The organism is Gluconacetobacter asukensis, from assembly GCF_014174375.1.
GTDB classification, from domain to species: Bacteria; Pseudomonadota; Alphaproteobacteria; order Acetobacterales; family Acetobacteraceae; genus Gluconacetobacter; species Gluconacetobacter asukensis.
This window is the reverse complement of the sequence record NZ_JABEQE010000003.1, coordinates 200,564-226,046: the sequence shown is the minus strand read 5'-3', so window position 1 is coordinate 226,046 and position 25,483 is coordinate 200,564. Positions and strand designations below refer to the sequence as shown.

General features: G+C 70.2%; 25 protein-coding genes and 1 pseudogene. 12 read left to right on the top strand and 14 right to left on the bottom strand.

The window, feature by feature from the left end; all coding sequences use genetic code 11:
- The first annotated feature begins 2 nt into the window (after positions 1-2).
- From HLH35_RS05310 to HLH35_RS05300, 3 genes are all read left to right on the top strand, one after another.
- A complete protein-coding gene (locus tag HLH35_RS05310) occupies positions 3-626 on the top strand; it encodes a YdcF family protein (RefSeq protein ID WP_182978241.1) in 624 nt (207 codons plus the stop codon).
- Positions 627-725: 99 nt separating this feature from the next.
- Positions 726-1,496: a lysophospholipid acyltransferase family protein gene (locus HLH35_RS05305; RefSeq protein WP_182978143.1), complete on the top strand. Its 771-nt coding sequence runs from the start codon at positions 726-728 to the stop codon at positions 1,494-1,496.
- A gap of 307 nt (positions 1,497-1,803) precedes the next feature.
- A complete protein-coding gene (locus HLH35_RS05300) occupies positions 1,804-2,904 on the top strand; it encodes a DUF2125 domain-containing protein (RefSeq protein WP_182978142.1) in 1,101 nt (366 codons plus the stop codon).
- A gap of 11 nt (positions 2,905-2,915) precedes the next feature.
- Here the strand turns inward: HLH35_RS05300 and phaR are convergent, their stop codons facing one another.
- The 4 genes from phaR to HLH35_RS05280 form a co-directional block, all read right to left on the bottom strand.
- Positions 2,916-3,530, bottom strand: a complete 615-nt coding sequence (phaR, locus tag HLH35_RS05295) for a polyhydroxyalkanoate synthesis repressor PhaR (RefSeq protein ID WP_246384858.1) — start codon at positions 3,528-3,530, stop codon at positions 2,916-2,918.
- A gap of 233 nt (positions 3,531-3,763) precedes the next feature.
- The gene (locus tag HLH35_RS05290; protein ID WP_182978140.1) at positions 3,764-4,360 is read right to left on the bottom strand and encodes a glutathione S-transferase family protein; all 597 of its coding nucleotides are present in this window, start codon (positions 4,358-4,360) and stop codon (positions 3,764-3,766) included.
- A gap of 48 nt (positions 4,361-4,408) precedes the next feature.
- Positions 4,409-5,473, bottom strand: a complete 1,065-nt coding sequence (locus HLH35_RS05285; protein WP_182978139.1) for a sugar-binding transcriptional regulator — start codon at positions 5,471-5,473, stop codon at positions 4,409-4,411.
- Between the two features lie 4 nt (positions 5,474-5,477).
- Entirely contained in the window at positions 5,478-5,927 is a 450-nt protein-coding gene (locus HLH35_RS05280; protein ID WP_182978138.1) for an RpiB/LacA/LacB family sugar-phosphate isomerase, read from the bottom strand.
- 347 nt (positions 5,928-6,274) lie between these two features.
- Between HLH35_RS05280 and dhaL the strand changes: the two genes are divergently transcribed.
- The 3 genes from dhaL to HLH35_RS05265 all read left to right on the top strand — a co-directional run bounded on the left by dhaL (position 6,275) and on the right by HLH35_RS05265 (position 10,365).
- Positions 6,275-8,047 (top strand): dihydroxyacetone kinase subunit DhaL, encoded by a 1,773-nt coding sequence (gene dhaL / locus HLH35_RS05275; RefSeq protein ID WP_182978137.1) that lies wholly within the window; start codon positions 6,275-6,277, stop codon positions 8,045-8,047.
- Between the two features lie 134 nt (positions 8,048-8,181).
- Positions 8,182-9,564 carry an MFS transporter gene (locus HLH35_RS05270; protein WP_182978136.1) on the top strand — a complete coding sequence of 461 codons (1,383 nt, stop codon included), beginning with the start codon at positions 8,182-8,184 and terminating at the stop codon, positions 9,562-9,564.
- A gap of 45 nt (positions 9,565-9,609) precedes the next feature.
- Entirely contained in the window at positions 9,610-10,365 is a 756-nt protein-coding gene (locus HLH35_RS05265; protein ID WP_182978135.1) for a GolD/DthD family dehydrogenase, read from the top strand.
- On the opposite strand, the gene gloB is transcribed toward HLH35_RS05265, so the two are convergent.
- Complete coding sequence (gloB, locus tag HLH35_RS05260; RefSeq protein WP_182978134.1) at positions 10,362-11,090, bottom strand: hydroxyacylglutathione hydrolase; 729 nt, start codon at positions 11,088-11,090, stop codon at positions 10,362-10,364. The genes HLH35_RS05265 and gloB overlap by 4 nt on opposite strands.
- Before the next feature lie 72 nt (positions 11,091-11,162).
- Here gloB and HLH35_RS05255 point away from each other — a divergent pair, with 72 nt between their 5' ends.
- The 3 genes from HLH35_RS05255 to HLH35_RS05245 all read left to right on the top strand — a co-directional run bounded on the left by HLH35_RS05255 (position 11,163) and on the right by HLH35_RS05245 (position 13,630).
- Complete coding sequence (locus HLH35_RS05255; RefSeq protein WP_182978133.1) at positions 11,163-11,888, top strand: methyltransferase domain-containing protein; 726 nt, start codon at positions 11,163-11,165, stop codon at positions 11,886-11,888.
- Between the two features lie 84 nt (positions 11,889-11,972).
- On the top strand, positions 11,973-12,650 hold the full coding sequence (locus HLH35_RS05250; RefSeq protein ID WP_246384857.1) for a phosphatidylserine decarboxylase: 678 nt from the start codon (positions 11,973-11,975) through the stop codon (positions 12,648-12,650).
- A 5-nt stretch (positions 12,651-12,655) separates the two neighbouring features.
- Entirely contained in the window at positions 12,656-13,630 is a 975-nt protein-coding gene (locus tag HLH35_RS05245; protein ID WP_246384856.1) for a CDP-alcohol phosphatidyltransferase family protein, read from the top strand.
- On the opposite strand, the pseudogene HLH35_RS05240 reads toward HLH35_RS05245, so the two are convergent.
- The 9 genes and pseudogenes from HLH35_RS05240 to HLH35_RS05200 all read right to left on the bottom strand — a co-directional run.
- Positions 13,522-13,962: pseudogene (locus HLH35_RS05240) on the bottom strand (NADH-quinone oxidoreductase subunit B family protein); the annotation flags it as partial. The gene HLH35_RS05245 and the pseudogene HLH35_RS05240 sit on opposite strands and share 109 nt — an antisense overlap.
- Before the next feature lie 11 nt (positions 13,963-13,973).
- Positions 13,974-15,482: an NADH-quinone oxidoreductase subunit D-related protein gene (locus HLH35_RS05235; RefSeq protein ID WP_182978131.1), complete on the bottom strand. Its 1,509-nt coding sequence runs from the start codon at positions 15,480-15,482 to the stop codon at positions 13,974-13,976.
- Positions 15,479-16,657, bottom strand: a complete 1,179-nt coding sequence (locus HLH35_RS05230; protein ID WP_246384855.1) for a hypothetical protein — start codon at positions 16,655-16,657, stop codon at positions 15,479-15,481. Before HLH35_RS05230 ends, HLH35_RS05235 begins: the two co-directional genes overlap by 4 nt.
- Positions 16,654-17,208, bottom strand: coding sequence for a hypothetical protein (locus HLH35_RS05225; RefSeq protein ID WP_182978239.1), 555 nt, complete (start codon positions 17,206-17,208; stop codon positions 16,654-16,656). The genes HLH35_RS05230 and HLH35_RS05225 overlap by 4 nt, the downstream gene beginning before the upstream one ends.
- Positions 17,208-18,164, bottom strand: coding sequence for a hypothetical protein (locus HLH35_RS05220; RefSeq protein ID WP_182978130.1), 957 nt, complete (start codon positions 18,162-18,164; stop codon positions 17,208-17,210). Before HLH35_RS05220 ends, HLH35_RS05225 begins: the two co-directional genes overlap by 1 nt.
- Entirely contained in the window at positions 18,161-19,924 is a 1,764-nt protein-coding gene (locus HLH35_RS05215; RefSeq protein WP_182978129.1) for a hypothetical protein, read from the bottom strand. The genes HLH35_RS05220 and HLH35_RS05215 overlap by 4 nt, the downstream gene beginning before the upstream one ends.
- 70 nt (positions 19,925-19,994) lie before the next feature.
- Positions 19,995-20,849 (bottom strand): aldo/keto reductase, encoded by an 855-nt coding sequence (locus HLH35_RS05210; protein WP_182978128.1) that lies wholly within the window; start codon positions 20,847-20,849, stop codon positions 19,995-19,997.
- Between the two features lie 103 nt (positions 20,850-20,952).
- A complete protein-coding gene (locus HLH35_RS05205; protein WP_182978127.1) occupies positions 20,953-21,402 on the bottom strand; it encodes a DNA polymerase III subunit chi in 450 nt (149 codons plus the stop codon).
- Positions 21,403-21,421: 19 nt separating this feature from the next.
- Positions 21,422-22,891, bottom strand: a complete 1,470-nt coding sequence (locus HLH35_RS05200; protein ID WP_182978126.1) for a leucyl aminopeptidase — start codon at positions 22,889-22,891, stop codon at positions 21,422-21,424.
- Between the two features lie 172 nt (positions 22,892-23,063).
- On the opposite strand from HLH35_RS05200, the gene cysQ reads away from it, so the two are divergent.
- From cysQ to HLH35_RS05185, 3 genes are read left to right on the top strand one after another with little or no spacing between them, the layout of a single operon-like run.
- The gene (cysQ, locus tag HLH35_RS05195; protein WP_182978125.1) at positions 23,064-23,864 is read left to right on the top strand and encodes a 3'(2'),5'-bisphosphate nucleotidase CysQ; all 801 of its coding nucleotides are present in this window, start codon (positions 23,064-23,066) and stop codon (positions 23,862-23,864) included.
- A 51-nt stretch (positions 23,865-23,915) separates the two neighbouring features.
- Positions 23,916-24,887: an L-threonylcarbamoyladenylate synthase gene (locus HLH35_RS05190; protein WP_182978238.1), complete on the top strand. Its 972-nt coding sequence runs from the start codon at positions 23,916-23,918 to the stop codon at positions 24,885-24,887.
- A gap of 49 nt (positions 24,888-24,936) precedes the next feature.
- Positions 24,937-25,482: a hypothetical protein gene (locus tag HLH35_RS05185; protein ID WP_182978124.1), complete on the top strand. Its 546-nt coding sequence runs from the start codon at positions 24,937-24,939 to the stop codon at positions 25,480-25,482.
- The last annotated feature ends 1 nt before the right edge of the window (position 25,483 follow it).

Sequence of the window (25,483 nt, the reverse complement as noted above, 5' to 3'; positions counted from 1 at the left end):
TAATGAACCGGGGCGGCACGGCCAGACGATTCCTCCTTGGCACGCTGGCCGGCCTGCTGGGCTGCATGCTCCTGTGGGGAACGGGCTTCGCCTGGTTCGTCCACGACGCACTGAAATCGCCCTCTCGCCCCCCCGTCGCGGACGGCATCGTGGCCCTCACCGGCGGCCAGGGCCGGATCGAGGCCTCGCTGCGGCTGCTGGCCGGCGGTCAGGCGCGCCAATTGCTCATCTCCGGCGTCGCCCCCCACGCTACCACCGCCAGCGTCGCCGGCGCCCTCCCGCCGGACCTCGCGGCCAGCCTGCCGCCCGCACTGTGGCGGCAGGTCACGCTGGGCCGCCACGCCACCTCGACCATCGGCAATGCCGACGAAACCGCGCAATGGGCCCGCGCCAACGGGCTGCGCTCGCTGATCGTGGTCACCGCCGGCTACCATATCCGCCGCGCGATCATGGAAATCCACCGCACCCTGCCCGACGTGGCGCTCTATCCCTACGCGGTCCGTCCCCCGGCGCTGCGTGCGCCGCTGCGCGGCTCCTCGCTGCGGCTGCTGGCGACGGAATACGACAAGTGGCTGATGGCCAGCCTGGGCCTCACCCGCAACATGACGACCCGGGCACAGAACTGACGGAAGCGACCGGCTCTTGTCTCGCGGCCGTTTTTCTGATGTACGCCGCCCCGTCGCACGCCAGTCGTGCCTGACCTGTCCGGAATGCCCCCGCCCGTCATGATTTTCGTCCGCGCGTGCCTGTTCAATCTCTATTTCGTCCTGCTGACGGTCGTGATGGGCATCGCCGCCATGCCCATCCGCCTGTTCGCCCGGCGCCTCGCCCTGCCGTACGCCAAGCTGTGGACCCGGCTCTCGGTGGCGGGATTGTGCCATATCTGCGGCATCCGGGTCGTCGTGACGGGCCGCGAACACCTGCCGGCGGGCCCCTGCCTTCTCGCCTCGCAGCACCAGTCGGCCTTCGACACGCTGGTGTGGATGAACCTGGTCGACCGCCCGGCCTATGTGATGAAAGAGGAACTGACCCGCATCCCGCTGGTCGGCCCGATGCTGCTGCTGGCCGGCATGATCCCGGTCCGCCGCGCCGATGGCGCCCGCGCCCTGCGCGCGCTGCTGACCGCCACCGGTCAGGCGGCCGCCAACGGGCGCCAGATCGTCATCTTCCCCGAGGGCACCCGCACCCAGGCCGGCGAGACCAGGCGCCTGCACCCCGGCATCGTCGCCATGGCCACCCATACCGGCCTGCCCATCATCCCCGTGGCGACCGATTCCGGCCTGCGCTGGTCGCGCAACGCCTTCGTCAAACGTCCCGGGCCGATCCACATCGCCATCGGCCCCGCCCTGCCCGCCGATGTGGGCAAGGCCCGCATCCTGAGCGAAATCACCGCACGATGGCAGGAATCGTCCAGCCGGTTCGGCAGGATCGAGGGCGCGGAGAAACCTGTGGATAACTCTGTGGGCAGTCAGACCGGTCATCCGGCGGGCCTGTGACTGTCCGTTTGCCCACAGGCTGGCGCCCCTCCGCTACCGGCGGCCTCCACGCCACGCCATCATCCGGCGGACAGCCGAAAATCGCGCAATAACATATTAAATTCACACCTATTTTTAATATATTTTCCCGACAGACCCGGCGCCGGGCCTGCCGGCGGCCTCTGCGCGCGCTGCCGCCCGCTCCCCGTTCGCCGAAACTGTGGATAAATTCGGTCCCCCGCTCTTTTTTCCAACCGGGCGCGGCATGTGAAAGATTTGTGAATCAATCTGTTCCCGGCCTTCCGCAAGATGCCTTATCAAGAACGACATGCCGCAGCACTCCCCCCGGCCCGTGCGCCATCGCCCATCCGGCCGCCGCCCGTGGCTCCGCCGCGCCGCGCTGGCCCTGCTGGGGGTTGCGGCCATCGACGGCCTCGCCTGGCAGGCCGCGCAGCACGCGCTTGACAGGATGGCGGCAGGCTGGAGCACCCGCTTGCGCCAGCAGGGCTGGACCGTGCAGCCCGGCCTCCCTACCCGGGGCGGCTCCCCCCTGACCGCCCGGCTCACCCTGCGCAACCCCCGCCTGGACGGCCAGGCCGGCGGCCGGACCATCGCCTGGGGCGCACAGAGCGTCACGCTGTCGCTGTCCATGCTGCACCCGCTGACCATCCGGATCGGCCTCGAGGGCACGCAGGCCGCCCGCATGACCGGCCCCGACACCATCCGGGCCGTCAGGGTCCAGGGAGAGGATGCCCGCATCTTCGTCCCGCTCGGCCTGCCGCCGGGGGCCGTGGCCGGTCAGGCCGCATGGGCCGCCCGCGCGCTCACCCTCCAGATCCTGCAACCGGACGGCCGCACGACCGACCTGACACTGCACGATCTGCGCGGCCACGGATTATGGAACGACCGCGCCGGCCCCGACGCCAGCCGCATCGCCCTGACCAGCCATGCCGCCGCGATCGACCTGCCGCCAACCCTGCCCCTGCCGCCCGCGCTCACCGACGCGCACCGCCTGTCGGATGCCGGCCTCACCCTCTCCCTCCCGGGCGGCACGGAGCCCACCCTGCTGGTGCAGGACCTGCATGCGCGCTGGACACACCTGTCCCTGTCGGTGATAGGAAACGCCCATCTCTCGGTGCAAAATGGCCCGGAGGGCAGTTTCACCCTCTCCGTGGCAGGGATCGGCCAGACCGTCCGCACGCTGGACCAGGCCGGCATATTGTCCCCCGACCTCGCCAGGGCCGTCACGACGATCGACCGGCTGGCCACCCGTTATCCGGGCGGCACCGCACCCGCCACACCCGAGGCCCCACCCCCCACCGACCGCCCTTTGAGCCTGCCGCTGCGCCTGAGCGCCGGCACGCTGTTCGTCGGCACGCTGTTCGTCGGCACAATTCCGCTAGGCCACCTGACAGACTGGCTCAACTGAATTCATGCGCCTCAGCCTGCGCCGGACGACGCGGCCAGCGCGGCCCGCAGGGCCGCAACCTCGCGGCGCAGACGCAGCACTTCCTCTTCCATGCTCTCGCCGCTCCCGGCCGCGCCCTCGACCACCGTCACCGCGTTACCGTTCCCATCCTCATGCGAAGCCGCCGGCTCGCAGAACGAGGCGAACACCGACATCGCCCGGTCCATCATCTCGATGTCCTGGCGATCCAGCGTCTCCATTTCCGGCGGCAGGAACGCCGCCATCGTCCGCTGCATGGTGGTACGGACCTGGTGATGGTTGGCCGCGAAACGCTCCATCATCTGGTCCAGATATTCCGGCACCAGCCCCTGCATGCTGTCGCCATAGAAACGGATGATCTGCCGCAGGAAGCTCGCGGGCAGCATGGCGCGCCCCTTGGTCTCTTCCTCCATGATGATCTGGGTCAGCACGGCGCGGGTGATGTCGTCGCCCGTACGGGCATCGAAAACCACGAAATCCCTGCCGGAACGGACCATGTCGGCCAGCGCGTCGAGCGTGATATAGATCGAGCGTTCGGTGTCGTACAAACGTCGGTTAGCATATTTCTTGATGACGACCGGGGCGCACGGGCGGCTGGCATCCGGCAATATACCCTCCATCAACGGCTGGGCCGGCGGGTGGCCGGGGCATGAAACGAACCGCCGTGCAAGCTCCGGCGAGACAACACGAAAATGACATCCACCCAAGGCAATCGCAGGACGACCACCCGGATATCGGCAACAGGGTCGAAAACCGTAGCATGACCGCCTATCCGATGCACAGGCCGCGCGCCCGCAACGCCTAACGCGCCGGCGGCCCGGCAGTGCCCGCCCCGATCGGATTATAAGGTGACCGCCGTCCGGGCCAGGCACGGCAGCCGGCAGGCCGCCTCGTACCAGGCCGCCAGCGCCGGACGGTCCAGCCGCCACGGATCATCGGCGAAGCGTACATCCAGATATCCCAGCGCACACGCCACCGACAGGCCGCCGATATCGATCGGCTCCAGCGCGGGCGGCTCGCTTTCCAGCCGGTCCAGGCTGCGCCTGACCGCCGCAAGCTGGCGCTGGACCAGCGGATGGTCGTGGGCCAGCCCGGCGGGGATCAGCGTCCGGACCAGGATCGCGGCATCGGCCAGCCCATCGCCCAGCGCCTGCATCCGCAGCACCCGCCGGCGCGCCTCGCCCCCGGCAGGGACCAGCCGCCCGCCTCCGGCCAGCCCGTCCAGATAATCCACGATCACCCGGCTGTCGTACACGCCCTCGCCATCCGGCAGTTCCAGGGTCGGGATCTTGCAAAGCGGGTTCGCCGCCAGCACGGCAGGCGGCGAGTCCGAAACCCGCACCGCAATTTCGGTCACGCGCGCCTCCAGCCCGAGCAGGATCGCGGCGGCCCGCACCTTGCGCGCATAGGGGCTCAGCGGGGCGTGATAGAGCTTCATCGGACGGCTATCCTCCGGCAGTCCGTCGCACACCGGCGACCGGCACAATCAACGGGCACGAACAGGATCGCTCTCCCCATCGAGGCGGAGAATATCGCGTGCGATCGTCTCCGTCGTCGCCAGCGTCGTGATCGTGCCCGTGCGCAACGCGGCCATGATGGCCACGAGTTTCGAACTCTCGCTGGCAATCGCCACGACATTGGGAATCCGCCGCAGATCGTCCAGCGACAGTCCGATCACCCGCCCCTGCATCGGAACATCGGCCGCCTGGCCGTCGACGGTGATGAAATCATATCCCATCATGTCGCCGACCGTGCCCGCCAGCTTGGCCGCCGCCACCTCCTGGGGCGAGAACCAGCCCATGCGGACCATGTTGCTCTCCTCGCTGACATCGCCGATCCCGATCAGCGCCACGTCGGCCCTCTGCGCCCGGTGCAGCGTGCGCCGCACCACCTCGTTCTGCATCAGCGCCCGCCGGATCTCCGGGTCCGCCACCAGCGCCGGCGCATAGAGCGTCTCGCTCTCCCCGCCGAACCGGGCCGCCAGCCGCCGGCAGATATGGTCGGAACTCATATATTCGCCCGCGCGCGTCGACCCGCCGATCGCCGAGACGAACACGATCTCCCGCGCGACCTGCGTGCCCACCTGGTCGGCAATGGCCGCCACATTGCGGCCCATCCCGACCGCCACGATCATCTCGTCGCGCAGAATGTTTTCCAGATGAGACGCTAGCAACGCGGCAACACCGTCCCGCTGCGCATCCGGGTCGCGCTGCTCCACCGCCGTCAGCAGCCGCTCGATCCTGAAGCGCCTGCGGAATTCCTGCTCCAGCTCCGCCGACGCGGCCGGCCGCGTCCGCACCCGGATCTCGACGATCCCCTCTTCCCGCGCCCGTTTCAGCAGCTTGCTGATCGTGGGCCGCGAGAGCGCGAAACGCCGCGACAGTTCTTCCTGCGTCACCTGCTCCAGATAATAAAGGGCCGCGATCTCCGTCAGCTGCTCGGGCGAGATGTCCGCGCGCGTGCTCCGGCGCGCTTCTCCATTGCCCCGCGCCCCCTCGTCAGGGGCCTGGGGCGATGGCGCGCCGTCCGGGCAGTCAGACTCGTCCCTCATGCGTTCATGCTGGAAGAAGGCCCTCATAATACGCAATGCGATCGACCTTCTCCGCCGATGCCCCATTGCCGAACTCGGATAACAGGTACGCACGCACGATACACTTGGCAAGCTCCGGCCCGATGACCCGGGCGCCGAGCGTGATGATCTGCGCGTTGTTGCTCTTCATGGCCCGCTCGGCGGAATAGGTGTCATGGGTCTGCGCGGCCCGAATGCCCGGCACTTTGTTGGCGCTGATCGCAACCCCGATCCCGGTCCCGCACAGCAGGATGCCGCGATCATGCTTCCCCGCCATGATCGCCTTCGCGACCGCGACCGCGACATCCGGGTAGAGCACAGGCTCGGCCCCGAACGTCCCGTAATCGGTGACGTCATGCCCATCCTCCGTCACGGCGAGCCTGATGATGTCCTTGAGTGTGGTGGCCGCCTCGTCGCAGCCGATGGCGATTCTCATCCCGTCCTCCTTAACGCTCGCGCGCCGATGCCTGACGTCCCGTTTCAGGAGCGGCAACCGACCCCGCGTCTTGCGGAGACTGCGCGGGCCACTACACAAATGCAAATCAAATTGCACAAATGTTCAAGACGCAAGGACCGAGATCCGGGGCGTTGGCGCCATATTCACAGATTAGTGATACCGTTCCCACCCAAAACTATGCGTTAATCGCCAAAACACCCACAAGGCCCATCAGCCGGACCATACCACGCCTTGAACAAATGTTCCTGATTCCAATGTTTCGTTCAGGTCCATCCGCATAAAAACGACAGGGCGGCCCATACCGCCCGCGAGCCCGGGGAAATCCCATGAACACTATCGATCCCAAGTCCCGCTCCATTCCCAAGCTGGACCGCATCTTCAACAGTCCAGACCACATCGTCGAAGATGCCGTCCGCGGGTATCTGCTCGCCCACCCGAACATCCTGGCCGCGACCGACAATCCGCGCGTCGTCCGCCGCCGCGAAGGCAGCCCGGTCCGGAAAGTCGGCGTCATCACGGGCGGCGGCTCGGGTCACGAGCCGGCCTTCCTCGGGTACGTGGGCACCGGCATGCTCGATGCCGCCGCCATCGGCGAGATCTTCTCGTCCCCCACCGCCGCGAGCTTCCTGGATGCCATGCGCGTCGCCGACATGGGGGCGGGCGTCGCCTGCCTGTTCGGCAATTATGCCGGCGACACCATGAATGTGCGCCTCGCCATGAGCGACGCCGCCAGGGAAGGCATCACGGTCGGATCGGTCGTCGCGAATGACGACGTCGCCTCCGCGCCCAGGGGCGATGCCGGCCGCCGGCGCGGCGTCGCCGGCGAAATCCTGATGTGGAAGGCCGGCGGTGCCCGCGCGGAAGAAGGCGGCTCGCTCGAGGAGGTCCTGGCGGCCGCGCAGAAGGCCATCGACAACACCCGCTCCATCGGGGTCGGCCTGTCGCCCTGCACGATCGTCGCCAACGGCCACCCGAACTTCACCATCGACGCCGGGACCATGGAAGTCGGCATCGGGCATCACGGCGAACCGGGCGTCGAAGTGCGCCCGCTCGAACGCTCGCACGAGATCGCGCGCATGATGTGCGACCATGTGCTGGGCGACCTGCCCTTCTCGGCCGGTGACGATGTCGTCGTCCTCCTCTCCGGCCTGGGCGCGACCCCGATCATCGAACTCTATGTGCTCTTCGCCGACGTGGCGGAGATCATGAAAGAGCGCGGGATCGAAATCCGGCACAGTTTCGTCGGCAATTTCTTCACCTCGCTGGAAATGAAGGGCGCGACCCTGACGGTCATGAAGCTCGATGCGGAGCTGGACCGGCTGATGTCCCACCCCACCCACTCGATCGGCCTCACCCGCATCGGCACCTTCTACACGGCGCCACCGGTCGAAGCCCCCGCCATCGCCGCCGCGACGCAGGCCGATGTCGAAAATGTCTTCACCGCCGAAAAATACAGCGCCGGCAAGGGTATTCCCGTAACGGATACCAGATCCGTCATCCCCGCCCTGATCGACGCGATCGTCGGCGCCCGGGACTGGCTGAGCGAAATCGACGGCAAGATCGGCGACGGCGACCACGGCATCAACATGGCCAAGGGGTTCGAACGCTGCGGCCAGGCGCTCGGCGCCAACCCGCCACCGCTCCAGGAAGCCCTGCAGATCCTGTCCGACGCCCTCCTGGCCGGAATCGGCGGGTCGATGGGCCCGCTCTATGGGCGCTTCTTCGCCGGCATGGCCCTGCCGCTCGCCAACACCGATTATATCGACGCCAAGGTATTCGGCCTCATGCTCGACGGCGCCGAGGCCGGCATCCGCTCGCTGGGCAATGCCGATGTCGGCGACAAGACGCTCATGGACACGCTCGTCCCCGCCGTCCGGGCCTGCCACGCCGCCGAAGCACAGGGGCTGAAAGCCGCCCTGGCCGCCACCTCGGCCGCCGCCGAGAAAGGCCGCGATTCCACCATCAACCTCGTCGCCCGCATCGGCCGCGCCAGCCGCCTCGGCGAGCGCTCGCGCGGCGTCCTCGATGCCGGCGCGACCTCCTGCTGCCTGATCCTGCAGACGATGGCGGAAGAACTGGCAAAAATCGACCCAGCCTGAAGGGCGGCTCCGAACGCCCAAAGGGACCAAAAAAACAAGAAATACCGACGATACAGTCACCATAAATAAAAAAAGAATGCCTTCACGGCCCGCGGGCGCCCACGCCTGCGGGCCACCAAACCGGGGCAACAAAAATGGCTGGAACCATCACGACATATCCCGTTCGTCCCCAGGACGAAATCCCCGCCGAGGAACGTCCGCGCACGGCGATCGGGCGCCTGCTTCTCGGCATCGGCATGCCGCCATCACTCGCATGGGGCTTCATCGGCCTGCTGATCTTCATGTCCGGCGACGGCGTGGAAAGCGGCTATCTTTCCTCCTATCTCGTCAGCACGGGCCTGACGGAACATGATGTCGCCCTGCTCTTCACCATCTACGGGCTCAGCGCCGCCATCTCCGCCTGGCTGTCCGGCGCACTTTCCGACCTGTGGGGCGCCCGCCGCGTCATGATGACCGGGCTGGCCATCTGGATCGTCTTCCAGGTCGGATTCCTGGCCTTCGCGCTGCCGTCCAACTCCTACCCGCTGATGATCCTGTTCTATGGCATCAGGGGATTCGGCTACCCGCTCTTCGCCTTCGGCTTCCTGGTCTGGGTCGTCACCTCCGTCCATCCACGCCGCCTCGGCTCTGCCGTCGGGTGGTTCTGGTTCTGCTTCACCGGCGGCATGCCCACGCTGGGCTCGATGTTCGCACGAACGACCATTCCCTGGATCGGCTCAATCCATACGTTATGGACGGCCCTGCTGCTGGTCATCCTGGGTGGCGCAATGGCCCTCCGAGGCATCCGCGAACCCCACGGCAACCAGCATGTCCCAGGCGCTGAAAAGCATCCGCTGCGGACCCTGTTCGCCTCGCTCTCCATCGCCTGGCAGCGGCCGAAAGTCGGCATCGGCTGCATCGTCCGCGCCATCGACACTTCCGCCGAATTCGGATTCCTCGTCTGCCTGCCGATCTATTTCATGCACGACCTGCATTTCACCCTCAGCCAGTGGCTGCTGGTCCTGCAGGCCATCTTCATCTCGAACGTGATCTGGAACCTGCTGTTCGGCATCCTCAGCGACTGGCTGAGCTGGCGCGGCACGGTGATGATCGGCGGCGGCATCGGCTCGGCCGTCAGCACCATGCTGCTCTACTGGTGCCCCACCTGGTTCGGCCCCGAGCATATCATGCCGACCCTGTTCGCCGGGGCTCTCTACGGCATGACGCTGGCCGCCTATGTCCCGCTTTCCGCGCTGATGCCCTACCTCGCGCCGGACGACAAACCCGCCGCCATGTCGCTGCTCAATCTCGGCGCCGGCGCCAGCGTCTGGATCGGCCCCGCCGTGGTCTATCTCGTCGAGCCCTCATTCGGGATCTTCGGCGTCATGCTGGTCTACGCCGCGATCTACGTGCTCAGCGCCATCCTGACCTGGTTCCTGACCCTGGAGCCCGACCTCCAGGCCGAACTCGACCGGGCAAGGCGATCTTCCAGGGCGCCGGCGGTCCGCCCCCTGCCCCACGCCAGCCTGGCCAAATGAACAGACCGATCCAGAACCCTCAAGACACACCAAGGACAATCGAACATGAAACCGTTTCCTGAACTCTTCTCCCTGCGCAACCGCACCGCCCTGGTCACGGGCGGCGCGTCGGGCATCGGCCTCGCCATCGCGCAACGCCTGGCCGAGCAGGGCGCCCGCCTCTGCCTCGTCGACCGCAGCCCCACCGTCAGGGAGACCGCCTCCCGCCTCGGGTCCGGCCATATCGGCATCGAAGCCGACGTCACCGACGAAGCCGCCATCACCCGCGCCTGCGACTCAGCCATCGCGCAGGCCGGCAAGATCGGCATCCTGATCAACAACGCCGGAATCGCGCTGATCGCGCCGGCTGCCGAACTCAGCACCCAGGCCTGGGACACCACCCTGTCCATCAATCTGCGCGCGCCGTTCCTCTTCGCGCGCGCCCTCGGCCCGCTGATGTGCGCCAACGGCTACGGCCGGATCGTGAATATCGCGTCCCAGGCGGCCCTGGTCGCGCTCGAGGGCCACGCGGCCTACGCAGCCAGCAAGGCCGGCATCCTCGGCCTGACAAAGACCCTCGCCCTCGAATGGGGCCCGCGCGGCGTCACGACCAACGCCATCTCGCCCACGGTGGTCGAAACCGAACTCGGCAAGCAGGTCTGGTCCGGCCCCGTCGGCGACGCCTTCCGCGCCCAGGTCCCCACCGGCCGCTTCGCCCAGCCCGACGAGATCGCCTGCGCGGTCACCTACCTCGTCAGCGACGCCGCCGCGATGGTCAACGGCGAAAACCTGGTCGTCGATGGAGGCTATACGATCCGTTAACGAAAACCGTCCTTTTCCCGCCGCAGCCGTGCGAACGCCGCCACGTCGGGGGCGCGCAGGAACGGATTGGTGCGTTTTTCCACCCCCAGCCGCACCGGCACGGTCGGCCGTCCCTCGGCCCGCAGACTGTCGATCTCGGCGGCACGTTCGCGCAACGCTTCATTGTCGGGATCGACCGCCAGCGCGAAGCGCGCGTTGGACTGCGTATATTCATGCCCGCAGCAGATCAGCGTCGCGTCCGGCAGGGCGGCGATCCGGCGCAGGGACTGGAACATCTCTTCCGCCGTGCCTTCGAACAGCCGCCCACAGCCCAGGCTGAACAGCGTGTCGCCGCAGAACAGCGCCGGGGTCAGCGGAAAGTAATAGGCGATATGCCCGCGCGTATGGCCCGGCGTCTCCATCACGGTGCCGATGGCCCCGCCCAGCGTCACGCCGTCGCCGTCATTCACCGCCTGGTCCAGCATCGGCAGCCGGTAGGCATCGGCCGCCGCCCCGGTCACAATCGCACCGTAGCGCTTGCGCAGCGCATCGGTCGCCGCCACATGATCGGCATGATGATGCGTCAGGAAAATCTGGTCCAGCCGGCCCCCGGCCTGCTCCACCGCCGCGACCAGCGGCGCCTCCTCGGCCGGATCGACCAGCGCCGTGGCACCGCTTTCCTCGTCGCGCAGCAGCCAGGCATAATTGTCGGCCAGGATCGGCACCGGGTGAATGGCAAGCACCATGATCTCTCTCCGTCTCCTACGCGGTTCCGGGGCGGCCCGCCATTATCCAACAGTTTGTGCTAATCGGGCCTGATGCAAGACGATATCTGCACAGCAGCCAGATTCTATGCCGGCCGCGCGGGCGAGAACACCGCCCGGCTGCTGCGGCATCGCCTGCATGCGTTCTGGCCCCATACAGGCAACGACCGGATATTGGGGCTGGGCTACACGCTGCCCTTCCTGCCGCTCTGGGCCCGGCCGGACGGCGCGCCCTGCATCTCGGCGCGGATGGACACACCCGTCACCCGCGACGCCCCCGTCTTCAGGCCGGAGGGCGTGCGCGACTGCCTGGCGGCCGAAGACCGCCTGCCCTTCCCCGACCTGTCCTTCGACCGGGTATTACTGGTCCACGCACTGGAAATCACCCCACGACCCGACGCCCTCCTCCGCTCGGTATGGAAGGTCATGAAGGATCATGGCCGCCTGCTGCTGGTGGTGCCCAACCGCGCCGGCTGGTGGGCCCATTCCGACGGCACGCCTTTCGGCCAGGGCGAGCCCTTTTCCGCCCGCCAGATCACGCGGCGCCTGTCGCAGGCCTTCCTGTGCGCCGAACGGCATGACGGCGCGCTATTCATGCCCCCGCCCGGGGCCCGGCACCGGCGCGCCGGCACGCTGGCCGAAAATGCCGGCCACATGCTGCTGCCGCAACTGGGCGGCGTCTTCGTCATCGAGGCGGTCAAGGACGTCTATTCCGGCGTTCCGGCCCTGACCGCGCCGGCCCTGATCCGCGCGCCACGACGGATCTACGAACCCGGCTGACCGTCCCTCCGATCCATGCCACACTGGTGTCCCACCGGCGCCACGCTTGACCCATCCCCCCGCAAACCCCATGAAGCTCGATCCATGTCCCTGATCCAGTCCATCAAACTCGTCCTCGCGCGGCCGCATCCGGCCGCCCGTCCCTTCCTCCTGGCGTCGGGTGCAACCGCGCTGGCGGCCCGGCTCCTGCCCTGGCGCCCGGCCCGCTGGCTCAGCCACGCGGCGGGGCTGTTCTTCGGTTTCTGCCTCTATTTCTTCCGCGATCCGGAGCGCGTGCCGCCGGCCGACCCGCATCTGGCGGTGGCCCCCGCCGACGGCCGCGTGGTGTCGGTGGAAAAGATCTCTCCCCCCGCATCGCTCGACATGGGCGACGCACCGGTCTGGCGCATCGCCACCTTCCTGTCGGTGCTGGACGTGCACGTCAACCGCATGCCCGCCGCCGGAACCGTGACGCGTGTGGCCTATCACCCCGGCCAGTTCCTCAACGCCAGCCTGGACAAGGCGTCCGACCTCAACGAACGCAATGCCCTGCGCCTGACGCTGGAAGACGGGCGCAACTTGGCGGTGGTGCAGATCGCGGGCCTGATCGCCCGGCGCATCCTGTGCGATGCCGAGGAAGGCATGACCTATGAAGCCGGCGAGCGCTTCGGCCTGATCCGCTTCGGTTCGCGCACCGACCTGTACCTGCCCCCGGGCGTGGAACCACTGGTCTCGGCCGGCCAGACCATGATCGGCGGCGAAACGGTCATGGCGCGTCTCTGACCCCGATGGCCCTGCCCGACACGCCCCCCTCCTCCGCCCCGGCCACGCCGCGGCGGCGCCGCCGGCTGATTCGCAGACGACGGCCCCGCGTTCGCGGCCCGTCCTTCAACCGGCTGATCCCCAACATCATGACGATGCTGGGCCTGTGCGCGGGGCTGACGGGCATGCGCTTCGCGCTGGACGGACGGTTCGGCGACGCGGCGGTGGCATTGCTGATCGCCGCGTGCATCGACGGGCTGGACGGCCGCATCGCCCGCCTGCTGCGCGGCACCAGCCGCTTCGGCGCGGAATTCGACAGCCTGTCCGATTTCCTGTGTTTCGGCGTGGCGCCGGGCTTCGTCCTGTATCTGTGGGCGCTGCGCGATGCCGGGCGCTACGGCTACCTGCCCTGCATCATGTTCACGGTCTGCATGGCGCTGCGCCTGGCGCGCTTCAACGCCAGCCTGGACGATACCGAAAAGCCCCAATACGCCAGCAATTTCTTCACCGGCGTCCCGGCCCCCGCCGGGGCTGGACTGGCGATGTTTCCGCTGTTCCTGGGCCTGGAGGCCCACAAGCTGGGCTGGAACCAGATCTACGACCTGACCCGCCTGCCCATCCTGCCGGCGCTGACGCTCAGCTTCACCGCGTTCCTGCTGGTCTCCACGCTGCCCGTCTGGTCGTTCAAGAATTTCAAGGTCCCATCGGCCTATGTGCTGCCGCTGATGCTGGGCACGGGCGCCTATGCCGCCGTACTGGTCGCCGACCCGTGGGGCGCCCTGGCCGCCGCGGGCGTGATCTACATCGCCCTGCTCCCCCTCAGCCGCCGCAGCTTCCACCGCCTGAAGCAGGAGGCTCTGGCTCTTCAGGCCGAGGAAGACAATCCGGAGGCCCCCAGCAACGCCGCCAGCCCGGCGACGATGGACGCCGGCGAAGGCGGACAGCCGGGGATCGACGCATCCAGCGGCGCCCGGCCCTCCAGCCCGCCCAGAACGGCATAATTCTCCCCAAACGGGCCGCCATCGATCGCACAGGCCCCCACCGCCACCAGCGCCCTCGGGTCGGGCATGGCATGCCATGCCGCCTCCAGCACCGGGGCCATGGCGCGGGTCAGCGGCCCGGTCACCAGCAGCACATCGGCCAGGCGCGGCGTCGTCACGAAACGCAGGCCCGTCGCCGGCAGCGCATAGGCCGCCCCGTCCAGCGCCGAGACCTCCATCGCGCATCCCTCGCACCCGCCTGTATCCACGTGAAACACCGCCATCGGCCCCACGGTCGGCAGGCGGATGGCAGGCCGGACTCCCCGCGCCAGAATCGCACGCAGCAGCGCCAAGAATCGCCTCCCTACAGGTCCGCGCCCGCGGCCGAGAGGCCGAACGAGTGCACGATCATCCCCACATCCTCGGCCTGCGCCCCGGCCAGCACATGCTCCAGCGCACAGGCCTGGGCCAGCGCGGGGTCGCACGCATGCGCCGCCGCAACACAGCCATCGACCATACGAACCCAATACCACACCGCGCCGCGCGGCCCCTCGGCAAAGCCGACTCCCTCACCGACCGCCTGCGGTTTCCACCCGGCATCCGGCATGCTGCCGGCCGCCGCCCGCAACAGCCGCGCGACGCCGCCCAGCTCCGTCAGCCGAAGGTCGATGCGCGCCGCCACATCGCCACCGCGCCGCACGCCGCTATCCAGCCATTCGCGCCGATAGCCCGGCACCAGCCGCCGCAGATCCTCCTCGCGCGCCGACGCCCGGCCCACGACGCCCCCCACGCCCAGCGCCCGCGCCGCCGACTGCTCCAGCACGCCCACCCCGGCCATGCGCGCCTCCAGCCCCGGCCACCCCCGACCGCGCATCAGCGCGGCCCGGCCGGCCTCCAGCAGATCCGCCACCCGGCCGCCAATGGAAACGGCCGCGTCGTCCATCGCCGGATCGCCCGCTCCACCAGGGCAAACCCGGTCCATCAGCAGCCGGTGGCCGCCGATCCGGCCGCACTGGTCCAGGATCGCCTCGCGCAGCCGCTCGCATTCCGCCGCCAGAGCCGCCCCTCCGGCCGCCCGCGCCACGCGCGACAGATCATGCAGATGCGTCGCCGCCCGCTCGATTTCCGCCAGAAGCACGCGCGTGCGCACGGTGGCGGCATCGGCAGCCTGCCCCGCCGCCACCTCGATCGCCCGGCACAACGCCGATTGATGGGCGACCGACGCCCCGGCGGCGGCCCGTCCGGCCAACCGCACCGCAGCATCGGCATCCAGCCCCACCAGCCGGGCCACCACCCCACGATGCGCATAACCCAGCCGCCATTCCGCCTGCCCGACCACGCCCCCGCCATCCACCGCCAGGCGCAGATGGGCAGGCGTATGGTGCCCGCCATCGGCCGGCCCGCTGCCCAGGATCATGCATTCGCCCGGCACCGGCCGAAAATCCGGCGGGTCGGGCGGCCAGGCGGCCGGCCCCGGCCGCGCACTCAGCGGCCAGGTCGCGGTCCAGAGCCCATGGTCCAGCCATGGACGCACATCCCGCGCCTCCATCGCCGAAAACCCCCACAGATCCTGCACGCAACGCTCGAACGGCGCCGCCGCCGGACGCTCCGGGGACAGGCCCAGATAGCGCCCGCCATAGGGTTCGACGCTCGCCACCAACGGGCGCTCGCCCCCCTCCAGGAACAGGGCATGCACATCCCGCCCATCGGCCCACAGGGTCACGAACGGCAGCGGGTCATGCCGCAGCGCCTCGGCCAGATCGTGCCAGCCTTCCTCCTCCAGCCGAAAGCGCCACCCGCCGGCTTCAGCCTCTCCGCGCCTGATCAGCGCGGCGGCCGTACGCGGGGCCGGATCGGGCTCGGCGCGGATCATCGCCACCCTCGCAGCACCAGCACCACCAGACCGCCCAGCAGCATGGCGGTCACGCCCCGTCCCAGCCAGCCCATCCGGACCGCGCCACCGACAGGCAGCGGGCTGCCGACCACCACCCCGACCGCCACCGGCAGCACCAGAATCGGCGCTGCATCGCCCAGCGCGACCAGCGTCAGCACCAGTCCCCCGAACGGCAGGAACGGCGAATGGATCAAGGGCGCAATGCCCCCCTCCCACGGCCCACGCCGGCCGGGTCCCGCCTGCCGCGCCAGCGGCCCCATCAGCGCGACCGACAGCAGCAGCGCCACCAATCCCGCCTGACCGGCACCGCCACCCGCTCCGGCCGCTACCGCCGCCAGGCCGATCATCAACCCGACCGACAACCGGCCCCGCCGCTCCGGGGGCGCCACGCGGATGGAAAGCGCCATCAGCCACAGCGTCACCAGCCCCAGCGCCATCACCCCTATCCGGTCCTGGCCCTGCGCCAGATGACGCAGCACCGGGATCGCGGTCATGACCGGCGCCAGGGCCATGGGCGCCACCGCATCCCCGGCCGCCAGCACGACCGGGGCGGCAGGCCCCAGCCCCGCGACAGTCCCCAGCCCGACCGTCAGCAACAGGCCGCCCAGCCCTTCCAGCCGTCCCGCCGCGTCAGACGCCGCCAGCAGCGCGGCACCCGGCACGGCCAGCAGGATGCCGGACAGGCTGAGACGAAAAAGATCCCACCCCGCCCGTGCCGCGCCACGCGTCACGGCGGTCGCCAGCGCCACCAGCATCGCCACCCCACCAACCGCGACCGCGCCCGACAGCGGATCGGCGCAGGCGGTGGCAACGGCCGCGCCACCGGCCAACCCATGCATCAGCACGCCCGCCCCCCGCCGTCCCGGCGCCATGTCGGCCGACAGACAGGCCAGAAACAGCGCCAGCAGCGGCAACGGCAGCAGAAGTCCCAACGCGCCGGGCGGCACGGCAAAGGGCGTCGCCGGCCAGACGCTCCGCAACGCCACCGCCAGGGCGGCCAGCCCCAGCCCGACCGCCGACAGACCCATCCCCGCCGCCCGCGCCGAGGCCGGCGAGCAGGCCGCCAGCACCCCCATCGACAGGAACGGCCAGCACAGCGCCAGCGGCATCAGCACCGGCAGGGAAACCGGCAGCGAAACAGGCGGAATGCTCACGTCGGTTCCCGCCCCCAGGCAATCCGGCGCAGGCAGACAAAGGCCACCACCAGCAGCGCCGCCTGCAATGCCACAGCCCCCGCCAGCACCGCGTCCCGCCCGGCCAGCCCGGCGAGCAGCATCAATCCGTTCAGGGCCGCCGCCAGCCCCACGCACTGCCCCACCACCGAACGACGGACCGCGGCCGCCAGCACACCGCACAGAATGGCCACCAGCGCCGCAATCAGGTCCGGCCGCGTCACGGCGTCGATCAGGCCGCGCGGCACCGCCAGCACGGCCAGGATCGTCAGCATCAGGCCGCCGCCCACCCCCGATATCCGCTCCGCCGGCACCGGCGGCCGATCCTCCAGCCGCGCCAGCCCCCATACCAGCGGCGCCGTCCCCGCCACCACGAACAGGGCCGCCAGACAGGGACGCACCGGCGCGTCGACATCCAGCGCCGCCGCCAGCAATGTCAGCACCACCAGCCCGGCCTGCCAGGGCAAGGCCCAGCGCAAGCCCGACAGCACGACCGAGGCGGCAATCAGCAGGCCGGGAAGCGGCGATCCCATCACGCGACCTCCTGATCCGCGAACAGCACCACGACCGCCAGCGCCGCGAACAGCAGCGCCAGCACCAGCCGGCCGCGCGCCCCGCGCGCCGAGGCCATCACCACCACCCGCGCCGCGACGATGCCGGCACAGATCACCCCCGTCCGCGCCAGCCATGCCGCCACGGCACCCGGCAGCGATGCAGCCGCCGGCAACAGCGCCCCGTCCCGCGGCATCGCCAGCCCACCCGGCCAGGCCAGATCCCCCGCCAGCGTGATCCAGGCGATCAGCCCCAGATCCCGTGCCAGTTCCATGGCGGCACGGCCGCGTCCGCCCAGATCGACCATCATGTCCGCCGCGCGCGCATCATCGCCGGGGCCGATATCCGGCCCGGCCAGCAACAGGGCGACGGCCAGCAACATCGCCGACACCCGCCCGCCCCCCGGATCGGGGTCGCGCAGCCGCGCCAGCAGGGCATCGATCCCCCCATGCCCGGTCGCCATGATTGCCGCCGCCACCGCCAGCGGAAAAACCGCCTGCATCGCCGCCAGGGCGCCCACGCCTCCGGCCGACGCCAACCCGGCCCGTGCGCCGCCCGGCGCCAATGCCGCCAGCAGCGGCAGCAGACGCGCCAGCACCAGCAGCCCCGAAACCGTCAGCAGGTCCGAAAGCCCGCTTCCCGGCAGGCCGAGCGCGAAGGAGGGCACGAGCGCACAGGCGGCCAGCACAGTCGCCAGCGTCATCGCCGGCGCAATCTCGGCCACGCCGGCAGCGCGCACCCCATGCCGGCGCGCGCAGGACCGGATCAGCCGCCAGCGCGCCAGCACCGGGACACGCTCGGTACTGCCCGCCCAGGCCATGCCGGCCGCCAGAAGCCCCCGCGCCAGCGGCGCGCAGGCGACCATCAGCACCAGATGCACCGCCAGCAGCGCGCATCCCACGATCCCGGCCGACATCATCGCCCACGACACCATCACGAACGGCCCCACATCCGGACCAGCGCCGCCACGGCCAGCCACAGCAGCACCAGCCCCATGGCATGGCGCGACGCCCAGGCCACGCCCCCCTCCGTCAGCGCCAGCATGCGACGACCCGCATCCCGTACCCTGCGCGCCATCCGCCGTACAGTGCGCCGCAGGGGCCATCCACCCCCCAGGCCCCACGCCAGCGCACCGGCAAACTGTGCCGGCCCGGCCTGCGCCGCCGGCTCGCCGAACGGCATCCACGGCGGCGAAGGCGGCGCCCCTTCGGTCCAGGCCGCCACCGGGCGCGACGCCACCGTGCCGGCCAGACGCGACAATGCCAGCACACCGGCGCCCGCCAGCCCCAACAGCGCCACAATGCCGATCGGATACAGCACCCCGCCACCACCCGGCGCCGCCAGAACCAGCCAGTCCGGCCGCGCACCCGATGGAATCATCCCGCGCAGGCCGGCAATGTCCCACCCCGCGCCGCGCGTCAGCCACAGCCAGATTCCGGGCACGAGCACCATGACCGCACTCCCCCCCAGGCACGCGACCGGCGCCGCCAGCTTTCCCGTCGCGGGGTCGGTCGCCCCGGCCGCGCGCGGCGTGCGCGGCCGCCCCAGAACCAGGCAGGATAACAGACGCACCGCCGCCAGGATCAACAACCCGCCGACCAGCCCGACTCCGGCCAGCGATGCCAGCAACGGCATCGCGCCCGCCAGCCCTTCGGCACGCGGCAGCGCCAGCAGCGACTGGACCAGCAGCCACGCCACCGCAAACCCGCCCGACGGCGGCAGGGCGCACGCCCCGGCCAGCGCCAGGGCCAGCATGCCCGACGCCTTCGGCATCAGGGCCGCCAGCCCCCCGGCACGCATCAGCCCCAGCGAACCCGCCGCCTCGGCAATCCGCGCCAATGTCAGGATCGCGGCCAGAAACGCCAACCCGACCCCACCCATCAGCAGCATCAGGGCACGGAACGCCCCCAGCGCCAGCAAGGGCAGGTCATCCGCCCGCCCGGTCACCACCAGCCCGACCAGCAGCAGCGCCAAGCCACCCCAGCCCCCCAGCATGCCGGCCATCACACGGCCCGCATCGCGCGCGCTCAGGGCGCGTCCACACGCCACCAGGGCCAGCATCAACCCCACAACGACCAGCGCGCCCCCCCAGAAGGCGCCGACCGCCCCCCCGGGCCAGTCGACCAGCATGCGCACGGCAAGGCAGAGCCCGGCCACCATCCCCGCCAGATGCCCAACCCCGACAGGCGCGCCATGCCGTGCGCCAGACAGCGGCCGCAGCGACAGCCCCATCAGCGCCGCGGCCGCCACCAGTGCCGGAACCGGCAGCACGATCAGCCGCCAGCCGCCCGAACCCGCCAGCAGGGCGGTCGCCGTCGCCACCCCGACACTCCCCCAGGCCACCATGGCACGCGGCACGGCACCCCGAGCCCACAGAAGCGGCAACAAGGCCGCCGCGCCGATCGAAAACAGGAGGGGATTGCCGGTGCCGACCGTCAGCGCCGCGCCGGCCAGCACCGGCGTCCGCTCGCCCGAGGCCAGGCCGGCCACCGACAGGATCAGCACGAATGGCAAGGACAGCGCATCGACGCGCAACAGGGCCATCGCCCCCGCTTCCGGAACCGACACCGGGCCCGGAGGAAGGACGGCCATCGCCAGTGCCAGCACAAGGGCCAGCCCCCACCCCGCGCGGGCCGCCTGCGGCACCGCGAACCGGGGCATCAGGCCGTCCAGCAGCAGCACCGACAGCACAAGCATGAGAAACAGCGGCAGGATGGCCCCATCCCCGAATCACGGGTCCGATCGAACCGCCATCAAACCACGCCGCTCAGATCATGGCGAGGGGGACCTTGCGTCGCGGCGGCGGGATCGACCGGTCGATCGCCGCCAGATCCTCCGATGTCAGCACCAGTTCGGTGGCCGCCACGTTCTCGCGCTGATGCCGCGGGCTGCCCGCCTTGGGAATCGCCAGCATGCCCGGCTGCCGCAGCACCCAGGCCAGCGCCACCTGGGCGGGCGTCGCCGGCCCCAGGCTGGTCTCGTGCCGACCTGCGATCCGCGCCAGCACCGGCTGGTGCAGCAGGTTCCCGCCCTGTCCCAGCGGGGAATAGGCCATGGTCACGATCGACCGGCGCCGGTCCGCCTCCAGCAGATCGAATTCCACCCCGCGATAATCCAGGCTGTAGAGGATCTGGTTGGCGGCACAGGGATCGGGCGAGGCGACGCGCGCCAGGTCATCCAGATCCCCGACATCGAAATTCGATACACCCCACGCGCCGATCAGCCCTTCCCGCTTCAGCCGCTCGAAGGCCCCGATCGTCTCGCCCAGCGGCACGGCCCCCCGCCAGTGCAGCAGGTACAGATCGATCCGATCGGTGCCCAGCCGCCGCAGCGACGCCCGGCAACTGGCTGCCACCCCGGCGCGCGAGGCATTGGACGGCAGCACCTTCGTGACCAGAAAGACCTCATCCCGCCGGCCGGCGATCGCCTCGCCCACCAGCCGTTCCGACCGCCCGGTCCCGTATATCTCGGCGGTATCGACCACCCGCAACCCCAGATCCAGCCCCAGCCGCAGGCTGGCGATCTCCTGCGTCCGGCGCTCGGCACTGTCGCCCAGCGCCCAGGTCCCCATGCCCAGCGCCGGCACGCGCGCACCACCCGGAAACATGACGGAATTGACCATGCCGCGCGGTCCTCCTCACAGATTCTGTGCTGCCATGCGCGAAAGCCACCCTCAGAGTCCGACCGCACGTCGGATCGCCACCAGCGCGCATTTGCGGTCAGGCTCAGCGCGCCCCTCGGGTCCATCCTTTTGCCTGCTGCCGCCAGTAGACAAGCGTGTGCCCGGCCTCGCGGGCACTGGTCCACCGCCGGCGGGCCGCTTCCACGGCCTCCGGGTCGCCTCCATCGAACAGGTCGAACACCCGCTCGAACGCGGCCGCGTCCGGACAGTTCACCCCGTCGATCAGGAACAGATAGGTCGCCCCGTTCGGCACATCGTCCCCGGCCGTCAGCCATATGGGCTGCAACGGCCCGTGCCCCATCGCGGCACTGCCATGCGGCAGCCAGACCGGATCGGTGGCGCGCCACAGGGCCTCGTCCATCGCCTTGACCCGCTGCGCGTCGCCACAGCGCAGCACGGCACGCCGCCCGGCCTCCAGCGTCCGGCCCAGCAGGGCCGGCAGCGCCTGGTCGACGCTGGTCCGCGTCAGGTGATAGAAGCCGATTTCCGCCATGGCGCGCCGCGATCCCGCCTCAACCCTCGTGGTTTTCCCGCACGAAGCGCTCCAGCAGACGCACGCCGAAACCCGTGGCTCCCTTGGGCGTGCAATGCACGGTCTTCCGCGCCCAGGCGGTGCCGGCAATGTCCAGATGCGCCCACGGCACCTGATTGACGAAATGTTCCAGGAACTTGGCCGCCGTGATCGACCCGCCCGGCCGCCCGCCGACATTCTTGAAATCCGCGATGTCCGAGCGCAGCGCGTCGCGATAGGCATCGGACAGCGGCATGCGCCACAGAAGCTCGCCCGTTTCCTCGCCCGCCGCGGCCAGCCGCCCGGCCAGCGCGTCATCGTTCGAGAACAGCCCGGCATATTCATGCCCCAGCCCAACGACGATCGCGCCCGTCAGCGTGGCCAGATCGACCATCAGGCGCGGCTTGAACCGCTCCTGCACGTACCACAGCACGTCGGCCAGCACGAGCCGCCCCTCGGCATCGGTATTGATCACCTCGACCGTCTGGCCGGAATAGGTCCGCACCACGTCGCCCGGCCGCTGGGCATTGCCGGCCAGCATGTTCTCCACCAGCCCGACCGCACCCACGACATTGACCCGCGCCTTGCGGCCGGCCAGCGCCGCCATCAGCCCCACCACGGCGGCCGCGCCGGCCATGTCGGTCTTCATCTCCTCCATGCCGGCCGCCGGCTTGATCGAGATTCCACCGGAATCGAAGGTCACGCCCTTGCCGATAAAGGCCAGCGGCGCCGAATCATCGCCGGCGCCGTTCCAGCGCATCAGCACCGTGCGCGGCGGGGCATCGCTGGCCTGCGCCACCCCCAGCAGCGCGCCGAAGCCCAGCTCGGCCATCGCATCCCGATCCAGGATCTCGACCGCCACCCCCAGTTCGCGCAGCGCCTCGATCCGGGTCGCGAATTCGGGCGGACGCAGGACGTTCGCCGGCTCGCTGACCAGATCGCGCGCCAGATAGACACCCCGCGCCACGGCGGACAGGTCCGCCCACGCCGCCTCCGCCTGGGCGGCGGCCGGGGTCAGGATCGTGATCTCCGTCAGCCGCCAGCGCGCATCCTCGGGCAGGCGGGTATGGTAGCTGTCGAAGCGAAAGGCGGCGAGCGTCGCACCCTGGGCGACATGGGCCACCAGCGCGGGTGCCACGCCATCGGCCGCGATCCGCGCCGCAGCAGCCAGCTTGCCCAGCGCCGTGACGGCGGCGCCGGCCGCGTTCTCAACGGTGCGGGCGCCGATCTCGGCCACCTTGCCCAGCCCGACCAGCAGAATACGGTCGAACCCGCCGCCGGGGGCCAGCAACATGCAGGTCCGGCCGGCACCGAACGTGAACGACGCGGCGCCGACCGCGCGCTCCAGCGCGCCGCCGGTCGCCCGGTCGGCGGCAAGATAGGTGGCCGGACGTGGCCCGTCCTCGGACACCAGGATGGCCAGGACGCCATCGGCGGGAAGGACGGCATCGGAAAAACCGGTCTGCAACATGGCGCTGATACTCCGCAACGATCGGTCGGTCAGGGTCGCGCCCCGGACCCTGGAACAGGTGCCCCAGCATGCCGCATGCGGGCGCATCTGTCCAAAGCCGGCCCGTCGAAACCCCGAAGATTCGAGAAAGGCGCATGACGCGCGGCCGCGAGTGAGCTAATCCCATGAACCCATGAATCGTTCCTCCCTGCTCCATCCCGGCGACGACGCGTTGCTGGACCTGGCAACCCGCCTGGCCTCCGAGGCCGCCGAACTGATCCGCGCGATCCGTGCGCGCGGGTTCGAAACCGTGACGAAATCCGATTCGTCCCCGGTGACCGAGGCCGATCACGCCGCCGAGGCCCATATCCTGGCCGGGCTGCGCGCCGCCGCGCCCGAAATTCCCGTGATCGCCGAGGAAGAAGCCGCCGCCGGCGTGCGCGTCGAGGCCGGTCACACATTCTGGCTGGTCGACCCGCTGGACGGCACGCGCGAATTCGCGGCGGGCCGGGACGATTTCACCGTCAATATCGGCCTGGTCCGTGACGGAAGCGCCGTTCTGGGGGCCGTCGCCCTGCCGGCCTATCACCAGCTCTATGCCGGCCATGTCGCCACCGGCGCGCACCGTATCGACGCAGCCGGCACGCATGCCATCCACGCCCGCCTTGTTCCGCCGGAGGGGCTGACGGTGCTGGCCTCGCGCCATTATGCCGACGATCCGCGCCTGGCGTCGTTCCTGGGCGGCCGGCAGATCGCCCATCTGGGCAATATCGGCTCCGCCGCGAAATTCATCCGCGTGGCCGAAGGCGCGGCCGACCTCTACCCCCGCCTGGGCACGACGATGGAATGGGATACCGCCGCCCCGCAGGTCATTGTCGAGGCCGCCGGCGGTAGCGTTACCGTGATGGATGGCGCACCGCTGCGCTACGGCAAGCCCCACTGGCGCAACCCGCACTTCATCTGCGCCGGAAAGCGGGAGCAATCAGGCGCGTGACGCGTTATGATCAACGACATGATCGGCCACGAACGGACGGGTAGAGGGGAGATGACGGAACGCCTGGAAGCAAACGACGCGGGCATCGCCCGCGCGGCCGACCTGCTGCGGGCAGGCGGCCTGGTCGCGTTCGGGACGGAAACCGTCTACGGGCTTGGCGCCGACGCGACCAATGATACCGCCGTGGCCCGTATCTTCGCCGCCAAGGAGCGCCCGCGCTTCAACCCGCTGATCAGCCATTTCCCCGATGCCGAAGCCGCCTTCACCGAGGCCATGCCCAACGATCTCGCCCGGCGCCTGGCCGAGCGGTTCTGGCCCGGCCCGCTGACGCTGGTCCTGCCGCGCCAGCCGGGCGGCACGATCTCCGACCTCGCCGCCGCCGGCCTGCCCTCGGTGGCGGTCCGCGTGCCGCGCGGCGCGGTCACGGCGGCCCTGCTGCGCGCCACCGGCCGCCCGGTCGCGGCCCCGTCGGCCAACCTGTCCGGCAAGGTCAGCCCGTCGGACGCCTATCACGTCATGCGCGGCCTGAACGGCCGCATCGACGCGGTGCTGGATTCCGGCCCGTGCCAGGTCGGGGTGGAAAGCACGGTCCTCGACCTGACGGGCACCGCGCCCATGCTGCTGCGCCCCGGCGGCGTCACGATCGAGGCCCTCGCCGAGATCTGCGGCCCGATCTCCCATCCCGACGATTATGCCGACACCCTGCCGGTCTCGCCCGGCCGGATGGAATCGCACTACGCCCCCTCCCTGCCGGTCCGCCTGGACGCGCAGGAGGTCGGCACCGACGAGGCCCTGCTGGCCTTCGGGCCGGAACTGCCGGGGGCCGGGCTGGTCTGGAATCTCAGCCCCTCCGGCACGGTGGACGAAGCCGCGGCCCGCCTGTTCGCCGGGCTGCGCTTCCTGGACAGCGAGGGCGCGCGGCGCGGCCTGACCCGCATCGCCGCCATGCCGATCCCCCGCGCCGGGCTGGGGCTGGCCATCCGCGACCGCCTGCGCCGCGCGGCCTCCCCCCGTCCCGCATGATGCCGCATCCGTCCGCAACCGCCTGCCCCGAGCATCGTGATCCGCCGCCATGAGCGACAAACTCGATCCCAAGGAACTGAAGATTCTGGCGGATATCCTGGCCCTGGTCCTGGAGGACCATCCGGGACAGTCCGCCAATGCGCTGGACGCCATCCGCAACCGTGCCCGCCGCAACGCCATGACCGGCGGGGCCCTGAAGAACCTGTTCACCGCCATCGCGCCGAACCCGCCGCAGCGCCCCCCGCCCCGCCCCCGCGCCTCCCGCGCCGCATCCGGCGCTGCCGCCACCGAGGAAATGCAGGCCGCGCGCACGCGGATCATGCAACTGACCGAAAGCGTCAACCGGCTCGATCTCGACCTGCGCAGCGCACGCGCCCGCAATGAGGAATTGCGGTCGCAGCTCTACCTGACCCAGCAGGCCCGCGCCGAAACGCAGGCCGCCCTGTCCGTGATGCGGGCACGCCCCACGCCGCGCCGCCGCTCGGTCGTCGCCCTGGCCGTCGCCGTCGGCGCCCTGGTGGGCGCGATCGGCATGGGCATGGTGCGCGCCATGGACGTGCCGACCGTCCCGTTCCGGACGACGGCCCTCAACTGAC

Coding starts and splice junctions, on each gene's coding strand:
- HLH35_RS05305 (WP_182978143.1), top strand. CDS start 726: ATGATTTTCGTCCGCGCGTGCCTGTTCAATCTCTATTTCGTCCTGCTG.
- HLH35_RS05285 (WP_182978139.1), bottom strand. CDS start 5,473: ATGAGGGACGAGTCTGACTGCCCGGACGGCGCGCCATCGCCCCAGGCC.
- HLH35_RS05280 (WP_182978138.1), bottom strand. CDS start 5,927: ATGAGAATCGCCATCGGCTGCGACGAGGCGGCCACCACACTCAAGGAC.
- HLH35_RS05265 (WP_182978135.1), top strand. CDS start 9,610: ATGAAACCGTTTCCTGAACTCTTCTCCCTGCGCAACCGCACCGCCCTG.
- HLH35_RS05300 (WP_182978142.1), top strand. CDS start 1,804: ATGCCGCAGCACTCCCCCCGGCCCGTGCGCCATCGCCCATCCGGCCGC.
- HLH35_RS05310 (WP_182978241.1), top strand. CDS start 3: ATGAACCGGGGCGGCACGGCCAGACGATTCCTCCTTGGCACGCTGGCC.
- HLH35_RS05245 (WP_246384856.1), top strand. CDS start 12,656: ATGGCCCTGCCCGACACGCCCCCCTCCTCCGCCCCGGCCACGCCGCGG.
- HLH35_RS05255 (WP_182978133.1), top strand. CDS start 11,163: ATGCAAGACGATATCTGCACAGCAGCCAGATTCTATGCCGGCCGCGCG.
- HLH35_RS05250 (WP_246384857.1), top strand. CDS start 11,973: ATGTCCCTGATCCAGTCCATCAAACTCGTCCTCGCGCGGCCGCATCCG.
- HLH35_RS05210 (WP_182978128.1), bottom strand. CDS start 20,849: ATGGTCAATTCCGTCATGTTTCCGGGTGGTGCGCGCGTGCCGGCGCTG.
- HLH35_RS05290 (WP_182978140.1), bottom strand. CDS start 4,360: ATGAAGCTCTATCACGCCCCGCTGAGCCCCTATGCGCGCAAGGTGCGG.
- HLH35_RS05185 (WP_182978124.1), top strand. CDS start 24,937: ATGAGCGACAAACTCGATCCCAAGGAACTGAAGATTCTGGCGGATATC.
- HLH35_RS05235 (WP_182978131.1), bottom strand. CDS start 15,482: ATGATCCGCGCCGAGCCCGATCCGGCCCCGCGTACGGCCGCCGCGCTG.
- HLH35_RS05200 (WP_182978126.1), bottom strand. CDS start 22,891: ATGTTGCAGACCGGTTTTTCCGATGCCGTCCTTCCCGCCGATGGCGTC.
- HLH35_RS05215 (WP_182978129.1), bottom strand. CDS start 19,924: ATGCTTGTGCTGTCGGTGCTGCTGCTGGACGGCCTGATGCCCCGGTTC.
- dhaL (WP_182978137.1), top strand. CDS start 6,275: ATGAACACTATCGATCCCAAGTCCCGCTCCATTCCCAAGCTGGACCGC.
- HLH35_RS05205 (WP_182978127.1), bottom strand. CDS start 21,402: ATGGCGGAAATCGGCTTCTATCACCTGACGCGGACCAGCGTCGACCAG.
- HLH35_RS05190 (WP_182978238.1), top strand. CDS start 23,916: ATGACGGAACGCCTGGAAGCAAACGACGCGGGCATCGCCCGCGCGGCC.
- cysQ (WP_182978125.1), top strand. CDS start 23,064: ATGAATCGTTCCTCCCTGCTCCATCCCGGCGACGACGCGTTGCTGGAC.
- HLH35_RS05225 (WP_182978239.1), bottom strand. CDS start 17,208: ATGGGATCGCCGCTTCCCGGCCTGCTGATTGCCGCCTCGGTCGTGCTG.
- gloB (WP_182978134.1), bottom strand. CDS start 11,090: ATGGTGCTTGCCATTCACCCGGTGCCGATCCTGGCCGACAATTATGCC.
- HLH35_RS05270 (WP_182978136.1), top strand. CDS start 8,182: ATGGCTGGAACCATCACGACATATCCCGTTCGTCCCCAGGACGAAATC.